Raw genomic sequence first — 24197 nt, 5'->3', positions numbered from 1 at the left:
TTTTAGTCAGTTTTTCCCACTATTTGGAGGCAATATGAAGATTGGCGTACCGGCCGAATCAAGGCCGGGGGAGACCAGGGTGGCGGCAACGCCCGAGACGGTCAAGAAACTAGCAGTCAAACACCAGGTGATAGTGCAGGCGGGAGCCGGCATTGCCGCTTCGGTGACGGATGAAGCATATGCCGCTGCCGGCGCCACCATTGGCACCGCGGCAGAGGCGCTGGGCGCGGAAATAGTACTGAAGGTACGCGCCCCGAATGCCGAGGAGCGCGGCCTGATGAAAGCGGGCGCCGTGCTGGTCGGCATGCTGAATCCCTTTGATGGGGAAAACACTGCGGCCATGGCGGCTTCCGGCCTGTCCGCGTTTGCATTGGAAGCTGTGCCGCGTATCACGCGTGCCCAGTCGATGGACGTGCTGTCCTCCCAGGCCAATATCGCGGGCTACAAGGCCGTGATGGTTGGCGCGAATACCTACCAGCGTTTCATGCCCATGCTGATGACGGCAGCGGGCACCGTGAAAGCTGCCCGTGTGCTGATCATGGGCGTCGGCGTGGCCGGCCTGCAAGCGATTGCCACCGCCAAGCGCCTGGGCGCCGTGATCGAAGCGTCCGACGTGCGCCCGCCAGTAAAAGAGCAGGTGGAATCGCTCGGCGCAAAATTCATCGACGTGCCTTACCTCACCGACGAAGAGCGCGAGATAGCGCAAGGCGCCGGCGGCTATGCGCGCCCGATGCCGCCCGAGTGGATGAAACGCCAGGCGGAACTGGTGCATGAACGCGCCAAACAGGCCGATATCGTCATTACCACGGCACTGATCCCGGGCCGCCCTGCGCCGGTGCTGATCTCCGAAGAAACCGTGAAGGCCATGAAGCCCGGCTCGGTCATCGTCGACCTGGCGGTGGAGCAGGGTGGCAATTGCCCCCTGTCAGAACTGGGCAAAACGGTCATCAAGCATGGCGTGCACATCGTCGGCGAGCCGAACCTGGCCTGCCACGTGGCGGCGGATGCTTCCGCCCTTTACGCGCGCAATGTGCTCGACTTCCTCAAGCTGGTCTTCGACAAGGAGGACAAGCTGGTCATCGACCGCGAGGATGAAATCATCAAAGCAACGCTGGTCTGCCACGGCGGCGAGCAGTTGCGGAAATAGGAGAGACGAATGGAAGTCAGTCACACCATCATCAACCTGATCATCTTCGTGCTGGCCGTGTATGTGGGCTACCACGTGGTCTGGAACGTCACGCCGGCGCTGCATACGCCGCTGATGGCGGTAACCAATGCCGTATCGGCCATCATCATCGTGGGTGCCATGCTGGCGGCCGCGCTGACCGAGGGCCTGGTTGGGCAAATCATGGGCACGATCGCCGTGGCGCTGGCCGCGGTCAACGTGTTCGGCGGATTCATGGTCACCCAGCGCATGCTGGAAATGTTCAAGAAGAAGGAGAAGAAGGCAGCGCCTGCGGCAGGCGCCGCAGCTTCGGCCTCGGCTGAGAAGGAGGCCAAGGCATGAGCTTCATCACCATGAACCTTGTCACGATGATGTACCTGATCGCGTCGGTCTGCTTCATCCAGGCACTGAAAGGGTTGTCGTCGCCGGCATCGGCACGCAAGGGCAACGCCTTCGGCATGGCCGGCATGGCGATTGCCGCCCTCACCACCATCGCCCTGATCATGCGATTGAAGGCCGATGCGGCCGAAGCGAACCAGGCGGCGGAGGCCCTGGCATCCGCAGCGCGCGCGCTGGGCATGGACGTGCACGCGCGTTCCGGCTCCGGCGGCCTGGGCTTCGGCCTGGTAGCGCTGGGCGTACTGGTGGGCGGCGGCATCGGCGCCTTCCTGGCCAAGCGCGTCGAGATGACCAAGATGCCGGAGCTGGTGGCGGCAATGCACTCGCTGATCGGCATGGCGGCAGTCTGCATCGCCATTGCGGCGGTGGCAGAGCCGCACGCCTTCGGCATCGCTGCACGCGGCCAGGCGCTGCCGATCGGTAACCGCATCGAACTGTTCATCGGCACCTTTGTCGGCGCGATTACCTTCAGCGGCTCCGTGATCGCCTTCGGCAAGCTGGCCGGCAAGTACAAGTTCCGCCTGTTCCAGGGCGCGCCGGTGGTGTTCAGCGGCCAGCACATGCTGAACCTGGTGCTGGCACTGGTGATGGTCGGCCTGGGCCTGGTGTTCGTGTTCAGCGGCGGCAGCGAGCCGGCCTGGACCCCGTTCCTGATCATGACGGCAATCGCCTTCGTGCTCGGCGTGCTGATCATCATCCCGATTGGCGGCGCCGACATGCCGGTGGTGGTGTCGATGCTGAACTCCTACTCCGGCTGGGCGGCAGCGGGCATCGGCTTCTCGCTGAACAACTCGATGCTGATCATTGCCGGCTCGCTGGTGGGTTCTTCGGGCGCCATCCTGTCCTACATCATGTGCAAGGCGATGAACCGCTCGTTCTTCAACGTGATCCTGGGCGGCTTCGGCGGCGACACTTCCGCGGCGGCGGCAAGCGGCGCGCAGGCGCAGCGCAACGTGAAGTCGGGCTCGTCCGACGACGCCGTGTTCCTGATGCAGAATGCCGAAACCGTGATCATCGTTCCGGGCTACGGCCTGGCGGTGGCGCGCGCCCAGCACGCGCTGAAGGAGCTGGTCGAAAAGCTGGGCCACCACGGCGTGACGGTGAAGTACGCGATCCACCCGGTCGCCGGCCGCATGCCGGGGCATATGAACGTGCTGCTGGCCGAAGCCGAAGTGCCGTATGACCAGGTGTTCGAGATGGAAGACATCAACAGCGAGTTCGCCCAGGCCGACGTGGTGCTGGTGCTGGGCGCGAACGACGTCGTGAACCCGGCCGCGAAAGACCCGAAATCGCCGATCGCCGGCATGCCTATCCTGGAAGCGTACAAAGCGAAAACCATCATCGTCAACAAACGCTCGATGGCATCGGGCTATGCAGGCCTGGACAACGAGCTGTTCTACATGGACAAAACCATGATGGTCTTCGGCGACGCCAAGAAAGTGCTGGAAGACATGGTCAAAGCCGCCGAGTAAGCGGGCCAGCGCGTAAGCACGGCCCAGCCCGTGTCACACCGTGGGGTGTGACCCCAAGGTGTGACACGGGCTCTTCTGTTCTAGTGGGCGGGCTTGGCGCGCTGGCGCTGGAATTCGCTGATCTGCGCGGCGTAGCGTTGCTGCGAGGCCGGGGTGTGCCAGCTGTTCTGCGCTTTGATCATGGCGGCGGCGCCTGCGGCCGTGCCGACAATCTGGTCGATCCGTTTCACGGTCGCCTTGCCCCACGCGTTGCGCGGGCAGGCAATGCCGCCCAGCATGGGCCGGTTGTTTTGCGCGATCGGCACGGTTTTCAACGCGCCGATCTCTGGCTCGGACTTGCTGGCGTATTGCAGGGCGTAGTCGTAGTCGAGCGTGTAGTCGGCGCGGCCGCGCGTGACCAGCTTCAGCACGTTGCGGCCGTAGTCGCCGACCGACGTCGACTCCATCCTTGAACTGGCAGGCCGCTTGGCCAGCAGTGCGTCGACCGCGGCGCCGTAGCTGCGGCGCTCCACGATGATGCCGCGCAAGGCGGGATGGGCCAACAACTTCTCCAGATCGACTTCGCCTTGGGCGTTCAGCGGCAGCCGCGGCAAGGTGCTTTCCTGCGCCACCAGCTGCAGCGGCGGCACCAGGTTGGTGTTGACGAAGTAGGCCAGCCTGTCCCGCTCGGCATTGCGCAGCGCGGCCACCACGCAGGCGCGCTCGCCGCGCTCGACCATCAGCCAGGTGCGCTTGGGATTGGCGTAGATGAAGCGGTGTTCGGCGTCCGGCCAGTGGGTGCTGAGGTAGAGCACGATCTGGTCGGCGATACCGGTGGTGGGCTTGCCGCCCACCGGCATGGAGGCGGGCGGGATGTCTGGCATCAGCCAGGTCATCGTGTCGCGCGCCTGCGCGGCCGGCAGCAGCAGGGCGGCGAGCAGCGCGAGTGCGGGGCGCATGTTGTCCTTTAGCGGCGGCCGTACATCATCAGCTCGGCGAGCACGGCGCGCGCCGGGGCGGCAACGTCGATGGCGGCCAGGCCCAGGCCGAGCAGCGGCTGCAGCACCGATTCATTGGCGAAGATGCGCGCCATGGTGTCGGTCAGGCGCACGGTCAGCTTGCGGTCCTGGCGGCGCCGGGTGGCGTATTGCTCCAGTGTCTGCAGCGTGGCGCCGCGGGCCAGGGCGCGCGCCAGTTCGGCGGCGTCGCGCAGGCCCAGGTTCAGGCCCTGGCCGGCTACCGGGTGCAGGGTCTGCGCGGCATTGCCGATGGCGACGCTGCGTGCGCTGCCGGTGACGCCGGCGTTCAGGCCGAGCGGGAAGGCCAGGCGGCGCGTGGCTTGCGTGAACTTGCCGAGACGGTCGCCAAAGGTCTCGCCCAGCTTGGCGAGGAAGGCGGCATCGTCCAGCGCCAGGATGGCCTGGGCAGTGGCGGGACGGGCGCACCAGACCAGCGAGTAGCCGTCGTCCTGCGGCAGCAGGGCCAGCGGGCCTTCGCTGGTAAAGCGTTCGTAAGCGCGGTGCGCCACCGGGGAGCTGGTGCGTACCTGGGCGATGATGGCGCTCTGCTGGTAGTCGCGTGTTTCGGCCTTATCGGCCTGTTCGCCGAACAGGCCGCCCTCCGCCTGCACTACGATGGCGGCGCGCAGCACGCGCGCGGCCTGGCCTTCGCGTTCGAGATGCAGTGTGACGCTGTCGGCCGCTTCGTCGCTGCCGCTGACGCGCACCGGGCGCAGGACGGCGACGCCGAGGCGCTCGCAGACAATGCCCAGCACCTCGACGATGGCGCCGTAGCGCGTCACGTAGCCCAGTGCCGGCAGCTTGTGTTCATCGCGCGTGATCATGCTGCGGCCGAACTGTCCGCGCCGCGAGACATGGATTTCGTGGATGGCGGTAGCCGTGATCGGCCAGGCGCCGATGTGTTCGAGGATCTGGCGGCTGCCGTAGGACAAGGCCAGGGTGCGCGGATCCTGCATGGCCTGTTCGAGCGGCTTGGCATCCACCAGCACGACGCGGGCGGCGTCCACGCCGCGCTTCACCAGCAGTGCCGCCAGTGCCATGCCGGCCGGGCCGGCGCCGCAAATGGCGATATCGTAATCAATCATTTCATCAAAGCTTCAATCTCGGCCACCGTCTTGGGCGCGCCGCCCGTCAACAGTTGAAAGCCGTTGTCGCTGACGATCACGTCGTCCTCGATACGGATGCCGATGTTCCAGTACTTTTCCGGTACGCCTTCGGCCGGGCGCACGTAGATGCCCGGTTCCACCGTCATCGCCATGCCCGCTTGCAGCAGGCGCGACGGCTTGTCTTCGTGCCCCGCGTCGCGGTACAGGCCGACGTCGTGCACGTCCATGCCGATCCAGTGGCCGGTGCCGTGCATGTAGAACTGCGTGTACTTTTTTTCGGCCAGTACTTCGTCCAGCGTGCCTTGCAGCAGGCCGAAGTCGAGCATGCCCTGCGCCAGCACCCGCACGGCGGCGTCGTGGGCGTCGTGGTACTTGCGGCCGGGCTTGATGGCGCCGAAGGCTGCTTGCTGCGCGGCCAGCACCAGCTCGTACAGCTCGCGCTGGGCGGGGCTGAAGCGGCCGTTGACCGGGAAGGTACGGGTGATGTCGGAGGCATAACCATCAAGTTCGCAGCCGGCATCGATCAGCACCAGGTCGCCGTCCTGGCTGCGGCGGTTGTTGGCGTTGTAGTGCAGTACGCAGGCGTTCGGTCCGGAGGCCACGATCGGCGTGTAGGCCGGGAACTGGGCGCCGTGGCGGCGGAATTCATGCAGCAGCTCGGCTTCCAGCTCGTACTCGAAAACGCCAGCGCCGCGGCCACCGGCGAAGCGCATCGCGCGCGCGTGCGCGCCGGCCGAGATTTCGCCGGCGCGCAGCATGATGGCGCTTTCGTGTTCATCCTTGAACAGGCGCATTTCGTCGACCAGCGGCGGCAAATCGCGCAGCACGGGCGGCGCGCTGGTGCCGCTGCGCGCCAGCTTGCGCACGCCAGCCAGCCAGCGGCGCTGCTGCTCGTCGTTCGCCGCGCCGCGGCCCAGCGGGGCGTACAGGGCGCTGGCGTTGGCGAGCTGGCGCACCATGTGTTCATCCAGCACGCCGATCGGGAAGGCGAAATCGAAACCGAAGGCTGCGCGTGCGGCGTCCGGGCCGTAGCGGTAGCCGTCCCAGATTTCCGACTCCAGGTGCTTTTCGCGGCAGAACAGGATGGCCTGTGCCGCAGCGTTGCCGCGCGGCGCCACCAGCACCAGCACCGCCTCCGGCTCGGTAAAGCCGGTCAGGTAGTAGAAGGAGCTGTCGTGGCGGTAGGGGTATTCGGTGTCGGCGTTGCGCGTCGCTTCGGGCGCGGTGCCGATGACCGCTACGCTGCCCGCTTCCATCTGGGCCAGCAGGCGTGCGCGGCGGCCGGCGTAGGGCTTCATGCGTTCAGCTCTTCCAGTTGGCGCACGGTGCCGACGTTGACCCACTCGTCCTGGTAGATCTCGCCGCCGATGCGGCCCTGGCCGGCATATTCGAACAGCAGCTTGCCCAGGCCGGCTTTCTCGCCGGGCGTGATGCCGCCGAACATTTCGGGACGGTACACGCCGATATTGGCGAAGTTCCACTTCGGCGCGCCTTCTCCGGAAACGGTGTACAGGTTCAGCGCGAAGTCGCCCTCCGGGTTGTGCCAGGGGTTGGGCGTCAGCCAGATCCAGGCGATGTCGCGCACGTGGGCGGGATACGGGGCGCCGCGGTGGTCCTTGTCCTTCAGGACCTCCAGCGCTTCCGAGAAATCGAAATGCGGGCAGTAGATGTCGCCCGAGAGCACGAGGAACGGTTCGTCGCCCAGCAGGTGCAGGGCGTTGGCGATGCCGCCTGCCGTTTCCAGCGCCTGCGCTTCCGGCGAATACCGGATGTGCGCGCCGAACTGCGAGCCGTCGCCCAGCGCTTGCTCGATCATGTGGCCCAGATGGGCGTGGTTGATGACGATGTCGGTGATCCCGGCGCGTACCAGGTTCAGGATATGCCACACGATCAGCGGACGGCCGCGCACTTTCAGCAGCGGCTTGGGGCAGGTGTCGGTCAGGGGCCGCATGCGTTCACCGCGGCCGGCGGCGAGAATCATGGCTTTCATGCGTCGTCCTCAGAAGGTGTAGCCGACTTGCGGCGCGGTGCCTTCCAGCGTGTCGAGCAGCTTGATCAGCGGCTTCAGTTCGCGGTAGCGGTTGGCGGTCTTGCGCACGTATTCCATCACGGTCGGCAGGTCGCCCAGGTAGTGCGGCTTGCCGTCGCGGTAGTTCAGGCGGCAGAAGATGCCGAGGATCTTCAGGTGGCGCTGCAAGGCCATGTACTCGAAATCCTTGTAGAAGTCGTCGAAGTCCTTCTTCACCGGCAGGCCGGCGCTGCGCGCGTGCTGCCAGTAACGGATCAGCCAGTCGAGCACCAGTTCCTCGTCCCACGACACATAGGCGTCGCGCAGCAGCGAGGCGGCGTCATAGGTGATGGGGCCCCACACCGCATCCTGGAAGTCGAGGATGCCGGGGTTGCCCTCGTCCATCCACATCAGGTTGCGCGAGTGGTAATCGCGGTGCATATACACCTGGGGCTGGGCCAGGCAGTTGCCCAGGATGGCTTCGAACACCTTGTCCAGCTCCTGCTGCTGCTTCTCGTTCAGGGTGGTGGCCAGGTGCTTGCCGATGTACCACTCGGGGAAGATATTCAGCTCGCGCAGCATGAAGGCGCGGTCGAATTCGGGCAGCACGCCCGGCTGGCTGGCTTGCTGGATCTTGACCAGGGACGACAGCGCTTCGGCATACAGGGTGGCGGCCGAATCGTGGTTTAAGGCTTGCAGGTAGGTGGTGGTGCCCAGGTCGGACAGCAGCAGGAAGCCCTGTTCAATGCTTGCGGCGGCAATCTTCGGCACCGACACGCCGGCAGCTTGCAGCAGCTGCTGGACCTTCACGTAGGCGGGCACGTTTTCCCGCTGCGGTGGCGCGTCCATGGCGACCAGGGTGGCGCCGTGGGCGGCGCGCTGTGCCGGCAGCACGTCGACGCGGAAATAGCGGCGGAAGCTGGCGTCCTCGGAAGCCGGGCGTGCCGATGCGGCGTCCACCAGGCCGGTGCCCTGCAGCCATTCGGTGAGCTCGGCAAGGCGTGGATCGGCGGCCGGGGATGGTGAATTAGACAATAAAGACATTAAAGCAGCCTGCGAAATCCAGTCAGTGGTAAAGATTCCCATATAATAAGGGATTCACATTAAAAAATCGCCTATATGGTGTTTCACGCGTCCTACCCATGACCCGGTTCCTGGCACCCCCCAACTCCAAGCGCTGGGCGTTCGCCTTGACCGCCATTGCTGCCGCCACCACGGCAATGTCCGCCCATGCACAGTCGCATCCCGCAGCCAAACGTCCGCCGCACGTGGAAGACAAGAATGCTCCCACCACCGTGCGCGCCGAAGACATGTCGGGCCGCCCGGAACGCGACCTGCGCCTGATGCGCGACGTGGAAGTCGTGCGCGACAAGACGCGCGTGACCTCCGATGCGGCCAGCTTCCAGCAGGTGGAGCAGGAACTCGAGGCCAAGGGCAACGTTCGCCTGTGGCGCTTCGGCGATTATTACACCGCCGATGAACTGAAGCTGAACCTGGAAACGGCACGCGGCTATGCGCTGCAGCCGACCTACCAGCTCGAAACCAATAATGCCCAGGGCAAGGCGCAGCGCATCAACTTCCTCAACGAGGACGAAGTCCAGGTGGTGGACGGCACCTACAGCACCTGCCAGGGACCGAACCCGGACTGGTACGTGAAGGCGCGTTCGCTCAACCTGGACCAGGGCCGCGACGTCGGTACCGCCGGCGCCACGCTGGTCTATTTCAAGGACGTGCCGATCCTGGGTACGCCGGCCATGTCGTTCTCGCTGTCGGGCGCGCGCCGCTCCGGCTGGCTGCCGCCGACCCCTGCCTATTCTTCGCGCGGCGGGGCGGAACTGCTGGCGCCGTACTACTTCAACATTGCGCCCAACCGCGACCTGACGCTGTACCCGCGCTATATTTCGCGCCGCGGCCTGCAACTGGGCGCGGTGGCCCGCTATATCGGCGAGACCGACGCCGGCAATTACTACGAGGGCAGAACCCTGCTCGAGTACCTGCCGAACGACAAGGAAGCCAACCGCGACCGCTGGCAGCTGCATACCGTGCACACGCAGAACCTGTCCAAGGACTGGACCTATGGCTGGAACCTGCGCGCCGCTTCCGACAACAACTACCCGAACGACTTCTCCAAGACCGTCTCGTCGTCGGTCGAACGCCAGTTGCTCAAGGAACTGCGCACCGACTACGCCGGCGAGTTCTGGAGCCTTACTGCGCGCGCCCAGAAGTACCATGTGCTGCAGGACCCGGCATGGCCGGACGATGGAGGCGTGTTCGTGACACGACCCTATGACCGCCTGCCGGCCATCAACCTGCACGCGGCGCGCTATGACGTCGGCGGCTTCGATTGGCAGCTCGATTCAGAACTGACCCGCTTCTGGCACCCTGAGATGATCAAGGGTAACCGCCTGGTGGCCGTGCCGCAGCTTAGCTACCCGATCATCGGCGCCTCCTACTTCGTGACGCCGAAAGTGATGATGAACGCCAGTGCCTACCAGCTTGAGGCCTTCGGCAACGATCCATCGCGCTCGCTGCAGCGCACAGTGCCGACTTTCTCGCTCGATTCGGGCCTGGTGTTCGAGCGTGACGCCAAGGTGGGCGGCAAGCAGCTGACCCAGACCCTGGAGCCGCGCCTGTTCTATGTCTACACGCCGTACCGCAAGCAGGACCAGTTCCCGAACTTCGACACCGCGCCTGCCACTTTCAACTTCTCGCAGATTTTCAGCGAGAACCGCTTCGTCGGCTCCGACCGCATTGGCGACGCCAACCAGGTGACCGCGGCCGTGGTATCGCGCTTCCTGGAGTCTTCCGGCGCCGAACGGCTGCGCCTGGCGTTCGGTCAGCGCTTCTACTTTGCCGACCAGCGCGTGCAGATCGACAATTCCACGCCGGTCAACAGCACCCGCTCCGACATGCTGCTGGCGGCCACCGGCCGCATCTCCAGCTCTTGGGGCATCGACAGCCTGGTGCAGTACAACCCCAGCACCAGCAAGGTCACCACCTCGAATATGTCGCTGCAGTACACGCCGGGCACCTACAAGGTGCTCAACGCCGGCTACCGCTATGTGCGCGACAGCTTCAAGAATGCCGACCTGTCGACCCAGTGGCCGATCACGGACAAGTGGTTCGGCGTGGGCCGCGTGTCATACTCGCTGCGCGAACGCAAGATGCTGGAAAGCGTGGTGGGGCTGGAATACAACTGCGATTGCTGGGTATTCCGCATGGGGGCGCAGCGCTTCGTCACCTCGGCCAAGAAAACCTCGACCCAGTTCTTCTTCCAGCTCGAGCTGAACGGCCTGTCCAAAATCGGTTTCGGCAACCCGCTGGAGGTGCTGAAAAACAGTATCCCTGGCTATCGCCGCGTCAATGAAGGCATGCGTTAAGCTTTCGATTTCATCAACACTGATACATGAGCGTTTCAGATATGCACCCGATCAAACTAGCTGTTGCCCTGCTGTGTGCTTCCCTGGCCGTCCCGGCCCTGGCGCAGGACGCCAAGCCGGCCAAGCCGGCCGCACCGGCCGCCGCTGCCAAGGCGGCGCCATCGAAGGGCTTCACGCCGCCGGGCCAGTCGGCCAATACGCCGATCGACGCCATCGCCGTCATCGTCAACGATGAAGTGATCACCCAGCGCGAACTGAACGAACGCGTGGCCACCATCGTGGCCCGCATGCAGCAGCAGAAACTGGCCTTGCCTGACGCCGGCGAACTGCGCAAGCAGGTGCTCGAGCGCATGATCGTGGAGCGCGCCCAGCTCCAGCTGGCCAAGGAAATGGGGGTGCGGGTCGACGACAATATGCTCGACCGCGCCATCGCCCGCATCGCCGAGCAGCAGAAGATGACGGTGCAGCAGCTGCGCAACCAGATGGAGAAGGAGGGCACCACCTTCGCCGCCTTCCGCGAAGAGATCCGCGAAGAGATCGTGATGCAGCGCCTGCGCGAGTATGAGGTCGACAACAAGATCAATATCGCCGAAGCGGAAGTGGACAACTTCATCGCCGCCGAAAAAGCGGCAGCGTCCGAGCAGTTCGAGCTGAATATCTCGCAGATCATGGTGCGCATCCCGGAAAACGCCGCGCCGGAGGTGATCGGCCAGCGCCAGAAGCGCGCCGAGGAGGTGCTGCGCCAGCTGCGCACCGGCGCCGACTTCGCCAAGATGGCCGCCACCTATTCCGACGCCTCCGACGCGCTGCAAGGCGGCGCGGTGGGCTGGCGTCCCGGCAGTGCGCTGCCGCCGATCTTCGCCGATGCGCTGAACAAGCTGAAGCCGGGCCAGAACACACCGATCATCAAGAGCGCGGCCGGTTTCCACATCCTGAAGCTGGTCGACAAGCGCAGCATGGCCGAAGCGGCTGCGCAGGAGACCGTGCAGCAGACCCACGCCCGCCACATCCTGCTGAAGGTGACGCCGACCATGAGCGCGGCCGACGCCAAGCGCAAGCTGCAGGAACTGAAGGAGCGCCTGGACAACAAGGCCGCAAAATTCGAGGAACTGGCGCGCCTGTTCTCCAACGACAGCAGCGCCAGCAAGGGCGGCGACATGGGCTGGCTGTATCCGGGCGACACCGTGCCGGAATTCGAGCAGGCCATGAACGGCCTGAAGCTCGGCCAGGTATCCGAGCCGGTGGAAACCTCCTTCGGCTACCACCTGATCGAAGTGCTGGAGCGCAAAACCGACGACGTCTCGAAGGAAAAGCAGCGCGCCGCCGCCCGCAACGCCCTGCGCGAACGCAAGCTGGTGGAGGCGGTGGAAGACTGGCAGCGCCAGGTGCGCGACCGCGCTTACGTCGAATTCCGCGACGAGTCGCTGAAATAAGCAGGCGGGGCACACCATGAGCGCCAACCTGCAAGCACGGCGCCCGGGTGTGCGCCCCGTCGTTGCCATTACCACCGGCGAGCCGGCCGGCATCGGGCCGGAAATTGCCATCCGCGCGGCGTGGGCCATGCGCCACCAGGTCAACGCGGTGCTGGTGGGCGATGCCGCCTTCCTGGCCATGACCGCGTCGGCCATCGATCCCGGGATCCGCGTCAGCGCCATTTCCACCATGGCCGCGCGCAACGCCGGCCTGCCGCACTTCGGCGCCGACCGCCTGTGCGCGCTGGACATCCCGCTTGGCGCCCACGTGCAACCGGGCATACTGGACAAGGAAAACGGCCGCTACGTGCTGGCCACGCTGGACGCCGCCATTGAAGGCATCCGCGCCGGCTGGTTTGAAGCCGTAGCCACGGCGCCGGTGCAGAAATCCACCATCAACGATGCCGGCGTGCCGTTCTCCGGCCACACCGAGTACTTTGCCGAGCAGACCGGCACCGCGCGCGTGGTGATGATGCTGGCGGGCGACGCCGATGGCATGCCCCTGCGCGTGGCGTTGGCCACCACCCACCTGCCGCTGAAGGACGTCAGTGCCGCGCTCACGCAAGAGAGCCTGGCGCAGACGCTGGACATCATCCACGCCGACCTGCGCAGCAAGTTCGGCATCGCCGCGCCGCGCATCCTGGTGACCGGCCTGAACCCGCATGCCGGCGAAAACGGCTACCTGGGGCGCGAAGAGATCGACACCATTACTCCGGCGCTGGAAGCGGCGCGCGCGCGCGGCATCGACGCACGCGGGCCGTACCCGGCCGACACGCTGTTCCAGCCCAAATACCTGAAGGACGCGCACTGCGTGCTGGCCATGTACCACGACCAGGGCTTGCCGGTGCTGAAGTACGCCACCTTCGGCCACGGCGTCAACATCACGCTCGGCCTGCCGCTGATCCGCACCTCGGTCGACCACGGCACCGCGCTCGACCTGGCCGCGCAAGGGCTGGGCCGCGCCGACTGCTCCAGCATGCAGGCCGCGCTGGAAGCGGCGCTGCAGATGGCCCAGGCCAGCCAATAAGAAAGACAGAACATGAAACACATTGCCCGCAAACGCTTCGGCCAGAACTTCCTGCAGGACGACCGCGTCCTCGGCGACATCATCGATGCCATCGCGCCGGCCGCCGGCGACACCATGGTGGAAATCGGCCCCGGCCTGGCCGCCATGACCGACCTGCTGCTCAAGTCGCTGCCGCACATGCACGTGGTCGAGCTCGACCGCGACCTGGTGGCGCGCCTGGAAAAGCGCTACCCGCGCGAAAAACTCACCATTCACGCCGGCGACGCGCTGAAGTTCGATTTCGGCTATATTCCCGTGCCGGAAGGGAAGAAGCTGCGCGTGGTGGGCAACCTGCCGTACAACATCTCTTCGCCGCTGCTGTTCCACCTGGCCGAATTCGCCCCCATCGTGCAAGACCAGCATTTCATGCTGCAAAAGGAGGTGGTGGAGCGCATGGTGGCCGAGCCGGGCAGCAAGGCCTACAGCCGGCTGTCGGTAATGCTGCAATGGCGCTACCGCATGGCCATGCTGTTCATCGTGCCGCCGGACGCCTTCGACCCGCCGCCGAAAGTCGATTCGGCCATCGTGCGCATGATCCCGATCGAGCAGCCGCTCTCCTGCGACCCGGCGCGGCTGGAAACGGTGGTACAGAAAGCCTTCTCGCAGCGGCGCAAGGTGATCCGCAATTGCGTGGCCGGCATGTTTACCGAAGAGCAACTGCTGGCGGCCGGCATCAACCCGCAAGACCGGCCGGAAACGGTGCCGGTGGCAGCCTACGTGGCACTCGCCAACCTTCCAGTTTAAAAGTCGGGGTCAGGTCCGGCAATCGGACAAATCGCAAAGCGATTTGTCCGATTGCCGGACCTGACCCCGACTTTCAACTTAGCGGGCGGTGATCAGTTGCAGCACCTGGCTGGCGACGCGGTCCCAGGTGAATGATTTCGCATACTCCAGGCTGCTGGCGCTGACCTCGCGCCAGTAGGCGGGCTGCTCGAATTTCAGGATTTCGCTGCGCCAGGCTGCCGCATCGAGGTGGGCGGGATAGCGTGGATAATCCTTGGCCCAGATCTTGATACTGTCCAGTTCGTGCGTCAGGACCGGAATCCCGGCGGCCATCCCTTCCAGGATGGTCAAGCCAAAACTCTCGAGATCGGTCGGGTGCAGCAGCAGGAAGGCTTGGCGCAAGCGTGCCAGCACTTGGTCCTGGCGCTGGCGGCCGTGGAAAGTCATGCCGGGCGCATTGCCGTACCTGGCCAGCAAGCCGTCCAGCAGGGGGCCGTCGCCCACGATATCGAGGTGGTAGCCTTGCTGGGCCAGGCCGCTTTGCATGAAGAAGTCGGCCAGCCAGTCGACATTCTTGCTGCGGTCCAGGCGGCCGATGTACAGCAAGCGCTTGTCGGCCGGGTAGGCGGGCGGGCGGGCCGGGAAAAAGTTGTCGCCGACGCCCAGCGGCAGCGACGCAATCTCGAGGCCCCATTTGCGCCGGGTCTTTTGCGCCGCCCGGTAGCCCAGGTAGAACACCTCCGCGGGTGGCACATGGCGGAAGAATCCCCGCATCGATACGCCAGGCAGGAAATGGCGGAACCGACCGCGCAGCGCCGGGTAGCGCTTCGACAGCAGGTAGGCATCGGCTTCATAGAAGGTCACGATGTAATCGTAGCGCGCCAAGTCCATACCCGACTGCTTGAGCGCCCGGAAGAAGCTGTAGCTCTCGATCTTGAAGCGGCTTGTCATCAGGATCTTGCTGAGCACATGGTTCAGCGTCGAGTCGCGCGCCACGAAGGGCAAGGTCAGCAGCTCCACGCCGTCGAGGTCGATCAGGCGCTGGCGGCCGTCGCCAGGGTCACCGCTGAGCAGCGTGATGCGCGCCTGGTCCCGCAGGCGCTGGCAGAACTGGCTGACCACGGTCTCCGTGCCGCCGATGTAGGCGGCGACGGTGGGGCAAATGAACAGCAGGCGGGGTTGGTGATCGTGGTTCAAGTGCTGCCTGCCTTCCATTTGGGGGCGGCAAACATCAGGGCGCCCTGCAGGCCGAGGAACAACATGACCCAGGCGCGGCTGACCGAGCCCATGAATACGGTATTGGTGAAGCTGCACAGGATGAGGATCAGGGCAAACGCCAGGACCACCCCGCCCTCGAAGCTATGGCGCCGCTGCCAGCCGGTCCAGAACACAGCCGCATACAGCCAGACCAGGGCCAGCAGGCCGAAAATCCCGTAAAACGAGGCGTAGAACAGGAAGGCGTTGTGCGGCTCCACGAATGCCTTGCCTTCCTCGCCTTGCGCCTGGCTGGCCCAGGCGGCTTCAAAACCTGCCGCGCCGCCGCCCAGCAGGGGATGCGCGCGGAAGACGCCCCAGGCGGTCTTCCACATTTCCAGCCGGTAACCCAGCGAGGTTTGCGTGACATTTTGCTGCAGCAGCTGCATATCGCTGGCCGCGTCCTTGATCCGTTTTTGCACCGTGGGCGCCATCAGGAGCGCAACGCAGGCGATCACGCAGAGCAGGACGGCCTTGGTCCGGTTCTGCTTGGTGAACAGGTTGGTGATGATGAAAGGCAACAAGACCAGCACCACCCACATGCCGGTGCGCCCCATGCCGGAAGTCAGGCCGGCGAAGAACAGGATCATGCCCGCAATATAGGCGGCCCGGATCCCCTTGCTTGTTTCATGTTTATACAGAATCGACAGCAAAACCACGCCAATTGCCAGGAACTGCGAGTACAGGATGTAATTGGCAATCAGGGACGGCGGGTCGAGTGGCCACCAGCCCTTGTACGGGAGCTGGGCGTACAGGAAGCCGACGAAGATGCCGCATACCAGCGCGCGCAGCCAGGGCAGGATACGCATCTGGCTGGCCGCCAGGGAGGTCATGAGCGCAATGATCCAGTAGTAGCTGGTTTCGGCTTGGATCACCAGTTTGCTGCTGGCAGGATGGAGCAGGGGCGACAATACCGGCAAGGCGGCGAGGATCGCCGCCGGCGCGATCCAGGGCAAGGTGCGCCAGCAGCGCAGCGCCCGTGCGAAGCCGCCGCCCGCCACAAACAGGATGAAGGCAAGCGCCAGCGCAATGAACAGCAGTGCCTTGGACAGGGGAAGAAAGAAGAATGCTACCGCGTAGGCGTTTTGTGTTGCATTCAGCAGTTTTACCGGTTGGCCCTGGTAGCCGTCTGAGGTCATAAATTTTTCCGGCAATGCCGCTTGGATCTTGAAACAGTAGGCGACTATAGCTCACAAATATCGCGCGCATCAAGACTGGCCCGGTTCGGGTGCGGCCGGCGCTGGACGAAAAAAAAGCCCGCTCAGGGAGCGGGCTGAATCCATTTCTGTTAAGAAGTGGAGGAGACAGGGAGAAGTATGCTGCGTCGCGGCATATTGTTCCAATTTATTTTACGAATCCCAGTCATTCCATTTTCTTATATCACGATTTGGCTTTGCAAATCACCTTGACGTTGGTGCGGGGGGCATCGCCCATCACGCCACTGCCGTTTTCCACACTGCAAGACAGGGTATCTGGCTGGGCCAGCACCGTGATGCCGTAAGCGGTGCCGACCGGGATAGTGCCCGGCACGGTAAAGCTGGTGGCATCCTTGGCAATTGTGATGCTGCCGCTCGAGCTGCCGTTGACCAGCACCAGGCCGGTGGCATTCAAGCCTTCCACCGTGCCGCCCAGGGCGTAGGCGTTCTGGCTGCAGCTGATGGCAATATTGATGCTGGTGGTGTGGCCGGCCGACCCGTGTTCGGTGCCGCCCAGGAAGCCGCAAGTCATGTGCTCTGGCTGCTGCTTGATGCTGACCCGGTATTCGGTGCCGTAGCTGATGCTGTTCGGGAAGCTGAAGCTGGTGGCGCCGGCGTTGATGCTCAGGTCGTTGCCGCCATTGTTCTGCAGGATCAGGCCGTTGTTGGCCAGGCCGGTGATGGTGCCGCCGAGGGTGAAACTGGCTTTACCGCCGCAGGCGGCCAGGGCTGCGGCCAGCAGGGCCGCGGCAATCAGTTTGGTTTTCATGAGGATGCCTTCTTAGCTGGATTTGGTAACGCAGGTGACTGTCACGTCAACGACAGCGTTGGCGGGCATGGTGCCGGCGCCCAGGCCGTTCCCGCCGCCGCTGACGGTGCAGGTCTGGCCGGTCGGGTGGTTCAGCACGGTCACCCCATACACCGTATTGTTGCCGATCGGGCTGGCGAATTGCCACGGGCCGTTGGCGGTCACGCCCAGGGTCTGGGCGCCGTTGGCCAGCACCAGGCCGCTGCCGTTCAGACCGCTAACTGTGCCGCCCAGGGGGAAGGCATCGGGGGTGCAGGTCACGGCGGCTTGCTGATAGGTGTAGTAATTGATCTTACCGGTATTGTTGGCCAGTTTGCACGTCACGTTGGCCGGCGCGGATTTGATGGTGATGTTAAATGGCGCGTCCGGTTCCATCAGGGTCTTGAAGTAATACATGCCGTTGCCGGTGCCGGTGATGACCAGGTCGTCGCCGCCATTGTTCTGCAGCACCAGGCCGCTGCGGTCGATGCCGATGACCTGCACGCCCAGGTTCAAGCTGCCGTTGCCCTTGCCGCCACAGGCGGCCAGGCCGGCGACGCACAGCAGCGCGGCGGCAGCAGACAGATACTTACTCTTCATTCCACGTTCTCCAGTCGGTTTCGCGCCTTGCGCGGACAAATCGGCGCCTATTTTAGTGCATTTGCTACTTCTATAGCCGATTTGGCCAGCTTTTCCCTTGTAACAGCTTGCAACCGCGGCGCGGTACAATGCGCCCATGAAGCCGAAAGCCATCCTGTTCGACCTGGACGACACCCTGTGGCCGATCGCGCCCGTGATTGCCGAGGCGGAAGTCACGCTGCACGCCTGGCTGGCGGCCCATGCGCCGAAAGTGGCCGCGGCGTGGTCGATCGATGCCTTGCGCGCGCACCGCGCCGAACTGGCGGCGGCCCGCCCGGAACTGCTGATCGACCTGGGCCAGCTGCGCCGCGCCAGCCTGCAGGCGGCCTTTGCCGCAGCGGGCGAGGACGCGGCCCATGTCGACAGCGCCATGGCGCATTTTTTTGCCGCGCGCAACGCGGTGACGCCCTACGACGATGTACTGCCGGGCTTGCTCAAGCTGCGCCAGCATGTGCAACTGGGTACGATTTCCAATGGCAACGCCGACCTGGAAGTGATCGGCCTGGCCCACCATTTCCAGGTTTCGCTGGCGGCCGCCCATTTCGGCGCGGCCAAGCCGGCGCCGGACATTTTCCGCGCCGCCTGCCAGGCGCTGGGCGTGGCGCCGCACGATGCGGTGTACGTGGGCGACGACCTGGCGCTGGACGTGGCCGGGGCGCAGGCGGCCGGCCTACGCGCGGTGTGGATGAACCGGCATGGCGCCACGCTGCCGGAAGGGGCGCCGCGGCCGGACGCGATTTGCGCCACGCTCGATGAATTGCTTGCGTGGCTGGAACAACAGTTGGCAGAATAGAGCCATGCATCTCGATCTCCGCGCCCAAACCCTGCTCAAAGCCCTGGTCGAGCGTTACATTGCCGACGGCCAGCCGGTGGGCTCGCGCGCCCTGTCCAAGATTTCCGGCCTGGAGCTGTCGCCGGCCACCATCCGCAACATCATGGCCGACCTGGAAGAGCAGGGCTATGTGGCCAGCCCGCATACCTCGGCCGGCCGGGTGCCGACCCCGCGCGGCTACCGCATCTTTGTCGACACCCTGCTGACGGTGCAGCACATCGACGAACGCGCGGTGCAGGCCGGCCTGCAGGCGGCCTCGCCGCAGCCGCAAAAGCTGATTGCCAACGCGGCCCAGATGCTGTCCTCGCTGACCCAGTTTGCCGGGGTAGTGCTGGCGCCGCGCCACGAGTCGGTGTTCCAACAGATCGAATTCCTGCGCCTGGGCGAGAAACGCGTGCTGCTGGTGATCGTCTCGCCCGGCGGCGACGTGCAAAACCGCATCCTGCTGACCGACGTCGACTACACCCCGGCCCAGCTGCAGCAATCGGCCAATTTCATCAACCAGCATTATTCCGGGCTGTCGTTCGAGGATGTGCGCGGACGCCTGCAGCACGAGCTGCGCCAGTTGCGCGACGATATGGGGCGCCTGATGCAGGCGGCGGTGGAGGCCGGCAGCGCGGCGATGGCCGAATCGGCCGAAGACATGGTGATCGCCGGCGAGCGCAACTTGCTGTCGGTGGCCGACCTGTCCTCGAATATGAGCTCGCTGCGCGCGATGTTCGACCTGTTCGAGCAGAAGACCGGACTGATGCAGCTGCTGGACGTGTCGTCCAAGGCTTCCGGCGTACAGATTTTCATCGGCGGCGAGTCGCAGCTGGTGCCGATGGATGAAATGAGCGTGGTGACCGCGCCCTATGAAGCCAACGGCAAGATCGTGGGCACGCTGGGGGTGATCGGACCGACCCGCATGGCGTACGAACGGGTCATCCCGATTGTCGATATTACGTCGCGGCTGCTGTCAAACGCGCTCAGCAACCACTAAAAAATAAATGGGGACGTACCCCATTTATTTTTCGAAGAAAAATGGGGTACGTCCCCATTTATTTTTTCAGTGCTTGTGCGGGCAGTTGACCTTGGTGCAGCTGCCGTAGATGGCCAGCGCGTGTTCGGCAATCTTGAAGCCGCGCTCAGCGGCGATGCTTTGCTGGCGCTTTTCAATCTCTTCGTCGACGAATTCTTCGACCCGGCCGCAATCGAGGCAGACCAGGTGGTCGTGGTGCGAGCCTTCGTTAAGCTCGAAAATCGCCTTGCCGCTCTCGAAATGGTTGCGGTTGAGCAGGCCGGCCTGCTCGAACTGGGTCAGCACGCGGTACACGGTGGCCAGGCCAACATCCATGTTCTCGGCCAGCAGCAGCTTGTACACGTCTTCTGCCGTCAGATGGCGCACGGGGCTGCTCTGGAAAATGTCGAGGATCTTCAGGCGCGGCAGGGTAGCCTTGAGGCCGGACGCCTTCAGGTCGGTAGGGCTGTTACTCATGTTTGCTAACGTCAGTTGCGGGAAGTGCTTTATGATATAGCGTTTTAGGCACTTCTGCTCACGGAATTGAGGTATGCATACTATGCGTTTGACCCCGCTGTCTTTGTTGCAACGTAGCACTGCGCTGCTGGCTGCTGCCCTGTTGGCGGCCTGCGCCAGCAAGCCAGCCACCGTGGCCCCGGTGGAAGCCTCGCAGGGGGCCCAGACCACCCAGATCAGCAAGACGCAGAAATTCCTGTGGTTCTTCTCGCCCTACCGGCCCGACATCCAGCAGGGCAATTTCGTGTCCAAGGAAATGCTGGCCCAGCTCAAGAACGGCATGAGCAAGGACCAGGTCAAGTTCCTGCTAGGCACCCCGCTGATGGCCGATGCCTTCCACGGCAAGCGCTGGGATTACCCGTTCCGCCTGGCCAAGGGCAATGGCGAGCTGACCACCAGCACGGTGGTGGTGTTCTTCGACAAGGATGACAAGGTGGAACGCTTCGAGGGCGGCGACCTGCCGACCGAACAGCAATACATCGAGCGCATTGCCGGCCCGATCAAGGAATTCAAGAAGGCCGAGGACGCCAAGGGCAATCTGGCGCCGGGCAAGGCGCCGCTGCCGGGCGGCCAGGAATCGGGCACCAGGCAGTAAGCATTGACAGCATTAAGGAATTAGCAAGATGACGCAACTGAATATCGCCATCGCCGGCGCCAGCGGCCGCATGGGCCATATGTTGATCGAGGCGGTGCAGAAGGCGCCGGCGGCGCGCCTGTCCGGTGCGCTGGACCGCGCAGGCGCGCCGGCCCTGGGCAGCGACGCGGCCGCCTTCACCGGCCAGCCCGCGGGCGTGGCCATCACGGCCGACCTGGCCGCCGGCCTGGCCGGCGCCGACGTGCTGATCGACTTCACCCGCCCCGAAGGCACCCTGGCCCACCTGGCTTACTGCGCCGAGCATGGCGTGAAGATGGTGATCGGCACCACCGGCTTCGACGAGGCGGGCAAGGCGGCTATCGCGGAAGCGGCCAAGCGCACGGCGATCGTATTCGCGCCGAACATGAGCGTGGGCGTCAACGTAACGCTCAAGCTGTTGGAGTTTGCGGCCAAGCAGTTCGACCTTGGTTACGACATCGAGATCATCGAGGCGCACCACCGCCACAAGGTCGATGCGCCGTCTGGCACCGCGCTGAAAATGGGCGAGGTGATTGCCGAAGCGCTGGGGCGCGACCTGAAGCAATGCGGCGTGTTCGCGCGCGAAGGCGTAACCGGCCCGCGCGAGCCGTCGCAGATCGGCTTTGCCACCGTGCGCGGCGGCGACATCATCGGCGACCATACCGTGATGTTCGCCACCGAGGGCGAGCGCATCGAAATCAGCCACAAGTCTTCTTCGCGCCAGCACTACGCCAACGGCTCGCTGCGCGCGGCCGCCTTCCTGGCCGACAAGAAGACCGGCTTGTACGATATGTACGACGTGCTGGGCCTGAACGGTTGATGGAGCACTTCACCTTCGCCAGCTACTGGCAGCGCGGCGATGCGATCAGCCACGCCGTGGCCTATTTGCTGCTGGCGATGTCGCTCGCGTCCTGGTTCTTCATCCTGTGGAAGGGCTGGGCCTCGTGGCGCATCCGGCGCGCGGCGCCGGTGGTGCAGGCGTTCTGGGATGCGCCGTCGGTGGCCGACGGCGTGGCGCTGATGGCCGTGCGCGACCAGGAGGGCATCTTCGCGGCAGTGGCGCAGGCCGGCGCGCACCAGCTGGCGCATGCCAGGAGCGGCAGCATCGGCGCCGAGATGGCGCGCTCCGAGCAGGTCACCCGCGTGCTGCGCGATGCGATCCATGTCTCGACCACCCGGCTCGAGTCCGGCCTGACCCTGCTCGCTTCGATCGCCTCGACCGCGCCGTTTGTCGGCTTGCTGGGCACCGTGTGGGGCATCTACCATGCGCTGGCGGCGGTGTCGGCGCAGGGCACGGTGCAGATCGACAAGGTGGCCGGGCCGGTGGGCGAGGCCCTGATCATGACCGGCGTCGGCCTGGTGGTGGCGATACCGGCGGTGCTGGCGTATAACGGCTTTAACCGCATCAACCGCATCACGCTGTCCGAGCTGGACGCGTTTGCGCACGACTTGCACGCTTACCTGGCCAGGGATTGAACGGATGGCATTCGGCTCCTTCAACCATCACCGGCAGAAGGAATCCATGGCGGACATCAATGTCACGCCGATGGTGGATGTGATGCTGGTGCTGCTGGTGATCTTCATCATCAGCGCGCCGATGTTTACCAATGCGGTGCAGCTGGAGCTGCCCAAGGCGCAGGCCAAGGCTTCGCAGCAGCAAGCCGATAGTGTGAGCTTGGCTATCGATGCCGCCGGCACGGTCTACTGGAATAACGCTGCCTTGCAGGCCGGGGAGCTGGAACAGCGCCTGGCCGAGGCGGCGGGCCTGCCGCAGCAGCCAGAATTGCAGCTGCGGGCGGACAAGGATACCCGCTATGAAGTGGTGGCGCAGGTGATGGCGGCGGCGCAGTCGCATGGCCTGACCCGCATTGGGTTTGTCACCGATCCGAAGGAAAAGAAATAATGGCTATTGCCACATTAAACGGCGCCGCGATCGGCGATGAGGCGGCTTTCCACGCTGCCTGCCAGGCGGAACTGGGATTCCCGTCGGGCTATAGCGCGACCATCGATGCCTGGGTGGACTGCCTGTCCTACCTGCGCGATGAGGACAATATGACCAGGTTCAGGCTCAAGCCCAATGAGGTGCTGGAGATCGTCATTACGGAGGCGGCGAAGATGCCGGCGGATCTGCTGGAAGAGATCACTTACTGCGTTGGCGGGATCAACGAGCGTTATGACGATTACGGCGAGAAGCCGGCGTTGAAGCTGACCTTGCGCTAAAACCGGCAATGCAGTGTCAGACCCTGTGGGTCTGACACAGGCTTACCGGTTTTGCTCGCCCGGCGCCAACGTCAACACGTCGAAGCCGGTCTCGGTGACTGCCACCATATGCTCCCACTGCGCCGACAGCGACCTGTCGGCCGTGACGACCGTCCAGCCGTCGGGCAGCGCGCGCGTGGCATGCTTGCCCGCATTGATCATCGGCTCGATGGTAAACACCATGCCCGGTTCGAGCAGCAGGCCGGTGCCCGGACGCCCGTAATGCAGCACCTGCGGGTCTTCGTGGTACACCATGCCGATGCCATGCCCGCAATAATCGCGCACCACGCTGTAGCCGGCTGCTTCGGCCAGCTTCTGGATGGCGTGCCCGACGTCGCCCAGGCGGTTGCCCGGCTTGACTGCGCGGATGCCGGCCCACATCGCGTCATACGTCACCTCGCACAGCTTCTGCGCTGCCTTGGACGGGGTGCCGACGTAGTACATGCGGCTGGTGTCGCCGAACCATTCATCCTTGATGACGGCCACGTCGATGTTGATGATGTCGCCATCCTTCAGCACCTTCTTGGGCGATGGGATGCCATGGCAGACCACCTCGTTGACCGAGGTGCACACCGTGCCGGTAAAGCCGCCATAACCGACGTTGGCCGGGATGACTTGCTGGGTGTTGACGATGTAATCGTTGCACAGCTTGTCCAGCTGGGCGGTGGTGACGCCCGGCTTGACGTGCGGGGCGATGAAGCTCAGCACGTCGGCTGCCAGCTGGCCGGCCACGCGGGCCAGCTCGACCTGGTCGGGCGTCTTGATCAGGATGGATTTGTTATTGCGTTTGCGCATAGGGGGTGCATGGTATCACGTGACCTTGGCCCTGTCGAAATGCGGGTTTTCAATCAGGCCCAGCAAGTTGCCAAACGGGTCGGCCAGTTCGGCCACCAGGATCCGTTCACCCACTTCCTGGATGTCGGAGTGAATGCTCGCTCCCAGGGTCACGATGCGTTCGACTTCCTTGGCAATGTCTTCCACGCCCCAATAGGCCTGGACGCCGTGTTTGACCGGTTTGCCATCTGGCACCAGGCCGAGCTCGAAACCGCCGATTTCAAAGCCGACGTAGAACGGTTGGTCGAAGTAGGGCTTGGTCTGGAAAACTTTGCTGTACCAGGCTTTGCCGGCTTCCAGGTCGGGGGTAGGGTAAATTGCAGTGCGCAGGCCTTTGATCATGGTGTTCTCCTCTGTTGGCGGGTTGATGGGCGCATCTTGCCATGCCGGTCGCTGCCACGATTGGAAAAATGGAAACTAATCGAGCAGGAGGTCTTCTGCGCGGCGATATGCCTTGCGCCGCTCTTCGCAGTCGGAC

The 24197-nt window shown here is 64.4% G+C and carries 26 protein-coding genes; 14 read left to right on the top strand and 12 right to left on the bottom strand.

What is annotated here, in order from left to right; translation table 11 throughout:
- Positions 1-34: 34 nt before the first annotated feature.
- The 3 genes from ACWBU6_RS28520 to ACWBU6_RS28510 are packed head-to-tail and all read left to right on the top strand — an operon-like array spanning position 35 to position 3036.
- Positions 35-1147: a Re/Si-specific NAD(P)(+) transhydrogenase subunit alpha gene (locus ACWBU6_RS28520; protein ID WP_452646692.1), complete on the top strand. Its 1113-nt coding sequence runs from the start codon at positions 35-37 to the stop codon at positions 1145-1147.
- 9 nt (positions 1148-1156) lie between these two features.
- Positions 1157-1507: a proton-translocating transhydrogenase family protein gene (locus tag ACWBU6_RS28515; protein ID WP_452646691.1), complete on the top strand. Its 351-nt coding sequence runs from the start codon at positions 1157-1159 to the stop codon at positions 1505-1507.
- Positions 1504-3036, top strand: coding sequence for an NAD(P)(+) transhydrogenase (Re/Si-specific) subunit beta (locus ACWBU6_RS28510; RefSeq protein ID WP_452646690.1), 1533 nt, complete (start codon positions 1504-1506; stop codon positions 3034-3036). The genes ACWBU6_RS28515 and ACWBU6_RS28510 overlap by 4 nt, the downstream gene beginning before the upstream one ends.
- A gap of 80 nt (positions 3037-3116) precedes the next feature.
- Here ACWBU6_RS28510 and ACWBU6_RS28505 read toward each other — a convergent pair whose 3' ends face one another.
- From ACWBU6_RS28505 to ACWBU6_RS28485, 5 genes are read right to left on the bottom strand one after another with little or no spacing between them, the layout of a single operon-like run.
- Positions 3117-3974, bottom strand: a complete 858-nt coding sequence (locus tag ACWBU6_RS28505; RefSeq protein WP_452646689.1) for a TIGR02285 family protein — start codon at positions 3972-3974, stop codon at positions 3117-3119.
- 8 nt (positions 3975-3982) lie between these two features.
- Positions 3983-5119 carry an FAD-dependent monooxygenase gene (locus ACWBU6_RS28500; protein ID WP_452646688.1) on the bottom strand — a complete coding sequence of 379 codons (1137 nt, stop codon included), beginning with the start codon at positions 5117-5119 and terminating at the stop codon, positions 3983-3985.
- Positions 5116-6438: a Xaa-Pro aminopeptidase gene (gene pepP / locus ACWBU6_RS28495; protein WP_452646687.1), complete on the bottom strand. Its 1323-nt coding sequence runs from the start codon at positions 6436-6438 to the stop codon at positions 5116-5118. Before pepP ends, ACWBU6_RS28500 begins: the two co-directional genes overlap by 4 nt.
- Entirely contained in the window at positions 6435-7130 is a 696-nt protein-coding gene (gene murU, locus ACWBU6_RS28490; RefSeq protein ID WP_452646686.1) for an N-acetylmuramate alpha-1-phosphate uridylyltransferase MurU, read from the bottom strand. The genes pepP and murU overlap by 4 nt, the downstream gene beginning before the upstream one ends.
- 9 nt (positions 7131-7139) lie before the next feature.
- On the bottom strand, positions 7140-8192 hold the full coding sequence (locus tag ACWBU6_RS28485; protein ID WP_452646685.1) for an aminoglycoside phosphotransferase family protein: 1053 nt from the start codon (positions 8190-8192) through the stop codon (positions 7140-7142).
- 98 nt (positions 8193-8290) lie between these two features.
- On the opposite strand from ACWBU6_RS28485, the gene ACWBU6_RS28480 reads away from it, so the two are divergent.
- The 4 genes from ACWBU6_RS28480 to rsmA are packed head-to-tail and all read left to right on the top strand — an operon-like array spanning position 8291 to position 13810.
- On the top strand, positions 8291-10528 hold the full coding sequence (locus ACWBU6_RS28480) for an LPS-assembly protein LptD (protein ID WP_452646684.1): 2238 nt from the start codon (positions 8291-8293) through the stop codon (positions 10526-10528).
- Between the two features lie 26 nt (positions 10529-10554).
- Complete coding sequence (locus ACWBU6_RS28475) at positions 10555-11961, top strand: peptidylprolyl isomerase (RefSeq protein WP_452646683.1); 1407 nt, start codon at positions 10555-10557, stop codon at positions 11959-11961.
- Between the two features lie 16 nt (positions 11962-11977).
- On the top strand, positions 11978-13027 hold the full coding sequence (gene pdxA / locus ACWBU6_RS28470; RefSeq protein WP_452646682.1) for a 4-hydroxythreonine-4-phosphate dehydrogenase PdxA: 1050 nt from the start codon (positions 11978-11980) through the stop codon (positions 13025-13027).
- A gap of 12 nt (positions 13028-13039) precedes the next feature.
- On the top strand, positions 13040-13810 hold the full coding sequence (gene rsmA, locus ACWBU6_RS28465; protein ID WP_452646681.1) for a 16S rRNA (adenine(1518)-N(6)/adenine(1519)-N(6))-dimethyltransferase RsmA: 771 nt from the start codon (positions 13040-13042) through the stop codon (positions 13808-13810).
- A gap of 78 nt (positions 13811-13888) precedes the next feature.
- On the opposite strand, the gene ACWBU6_RS28460 is transcribed toward rsmA, so the two are convergent.
- The 4 genes from ACWBU6_RS28460 to ACWBU6_RS28445 form a co-directional block, all read right to left on the bottom strand.
- The gene (locus ACWBU6_RS28460; RefSeq protein ID WP_452646680.1) at positions 13889-14986 is read right to left on the bottom strand and encodes a glycosyltransferase family 4 protein; all 1098 of its coding nucleotides are present in this window, start codon (positions 14984-14986) and stop codon (positions 13889-13891) included.
- The gene (locus ACWBU6_RS28455; protein ID WP_452646679.1) at positions 14983-16182 is read right to left on the bottom strand and encodes an O-antigen ligase family protein; all 1200 of its coding nucleotides are present in this window, start codon (positions 16180-16182) and stop codon (positions 14983-14985) included. The genes ACWBU6_RS28460 and ACWBU6_RS28455 overlap by 4 nt, the downstream gene beginning before the upstream one ends.
- Before the next feature lie 241 nt (positions 16183-16423).
- Entirely contained in the window at positions 16424-17008 is a 585-nt protein-coding gene (locus ACWBU6_RS28450; protein ID WP_452646678.1) for a hypothetical protein, read from the bottom strand.
- Between the two features lie 12 nt (positions 17009-17020).
- A complete protein-coding gene (locus tag ACWBU6_RS28445; protein WP_452646677.1) occupies positions 17021-17626 on the bottom strand; it encodes a hypothetical protein in 606 nt (201 codons plus the stop codon).
- Between the two features lie 136 nt (positions 17627-17762).
- Here ACWBU6_RS28445 and ACWBU6_RS28440 point away from each other — a divergent pair, with 136 nt between their 5' ends.
- Together ACWBU6_RS28440 and hrcA are read left to right on the top strand one after the other, a co-directional pair.
- Positions 17763-18458, top strand: coding sequence for an HAD family hydrolase (locus ACWBU6_RS28440; protein ID WP_452646676.1), 696 nt, complete (start codon positions 17763-17765; stop codon positions 18456-18458).
- Positions 18459-18462: 4 nt separating this feature from the next.
- On the top strand, positions 18463-19479 hold the full coding sequence (hrcA, locus tag ACWBU6_RS28435; protein ID WP_452646675.1) for a heat-inducible transcriptional repressor HrcA: 1017 nt from the start codon (positions 18463-18465) through the stop codon (positions 19477-19479).
- 66 nt (positions 19480-19545) lie between these two features.
- On the opposite strand, the gene fur is transcribed toward hrcA, so the two are convergent.
- The gene (gene fur, locus ACWBU6_RS28430) at positions 19546-19974 is read right to left on the bottom strand and encodes a ferric iron uptake transcriptional regulator (RefSeq protein WP_090439976.1); all 429 of its coding nucleotides are present in this window, start codon (positions 19972-19974) and stop codon (positions 19546-19548) included.
- 106 nt (positions 19975-20080) lie between these two features.
- Between fur and ACWBU6_RS28425 the strand changes: the two genes are divergently transcribed.
- The 5 genes from ACWBU6_RS28425 to ACWBU6_RS28405 are packed head-to-tail and all read left to right on the top strand — an operon-like array spanning position 20081 to position 22846.
- Positions 20081-20608, top strand: a complete 528-nt coding sequence (locus tag ACWBU6_RS28425) for an outer membrane protein assembly factor BamE (RefSeq protein ID WP_452646674.1) — start codon at positions 20081-20083, stop codon at positions 20606-20608.
- 28 nt (positions 20609-20636) lie between these two features.
- A complete protein-coding gene (gene dapB / locus ACWBU6_RS28420; RefSeq protein WP_452646673.1) occupies positions 20637-21446 on the top strand; it encodes a 4-hydroxy-tetrahydrodipicolinate reductase in 810 nt (269 codons plus the stop codon).
- Positions 21446-22102, top strand: a complete 657-nt coding sequence (locus ACWBU6_RS28415) for a MotA/TolQ/ExbB proton channel family protein (RefSeq protein WP_452646672.1) — start codon at positions 21446-21448, stop codon at positions 22100-22102. Before dapB ends, ACWBU6_RS28415 begins: the two co-directional genes overlap by 1 nt.
- A gap of 4 nt (positions 22103-22106) precedes the next feature.
- Complete coding sequence (locus ACWBU6_RS28410) at positions 22107-22529, top strand: ExbD/TolR family protein (protein ID WP_452646671.1); 423 nt, start codon at positions 22107-22109, stop codon at positions 22527-22529.
- Entirely contained in the window at positions 22529-22846 is a 318-nt protein-coding gene (locus tag ACWBU6_RS28405; protein ID WP_452646670.1) for a barstar family protein, read from the top strand. The genes ACWBU6_RS28410 and ACWBU6_RS28405 overlap by 1 nt, the downstream gene beginning before the upstream one ends.
- Before the next feature lie 42 nt (positions 22847-22888).
- Here the strand turns inward: ACWBU6_RS28405 and map are convergent, their stop codons facing one another.
- On the bottom strand, positions 22889-23680 hold the full coding sequence (map, locus tag ACWBU6_RS28400) for a type I methionyl aminopeptidase (RefSeq protein WP_452646669.1): 792 nt from the start codon (positions 23678-23680) through the stop codon (positions 22889-22891).
- Between the two features lie 15 nt (positions 23681-23695).
- Positions 23696-24061, bottom strand: a complete 366-nt coding sequence (locus ACWBU6_RS28395; RefSeq protein ID WP_452646668.1) for a VOC family protein — start codon at positions 24059-24061, stop codon at positions 23696-23698.
- Positions 24062-24197: the final 136 nt, after the last annotated feature.

Source organism: Pseudoduganella sp. HUAS MS19 (genome assembly GCF_053615455.1).
The sequence above is the reverse complement of the archived record's forward strand: the minus strand, read 5'-3'. Positions and strand labels throughout refer to the sequence as shown.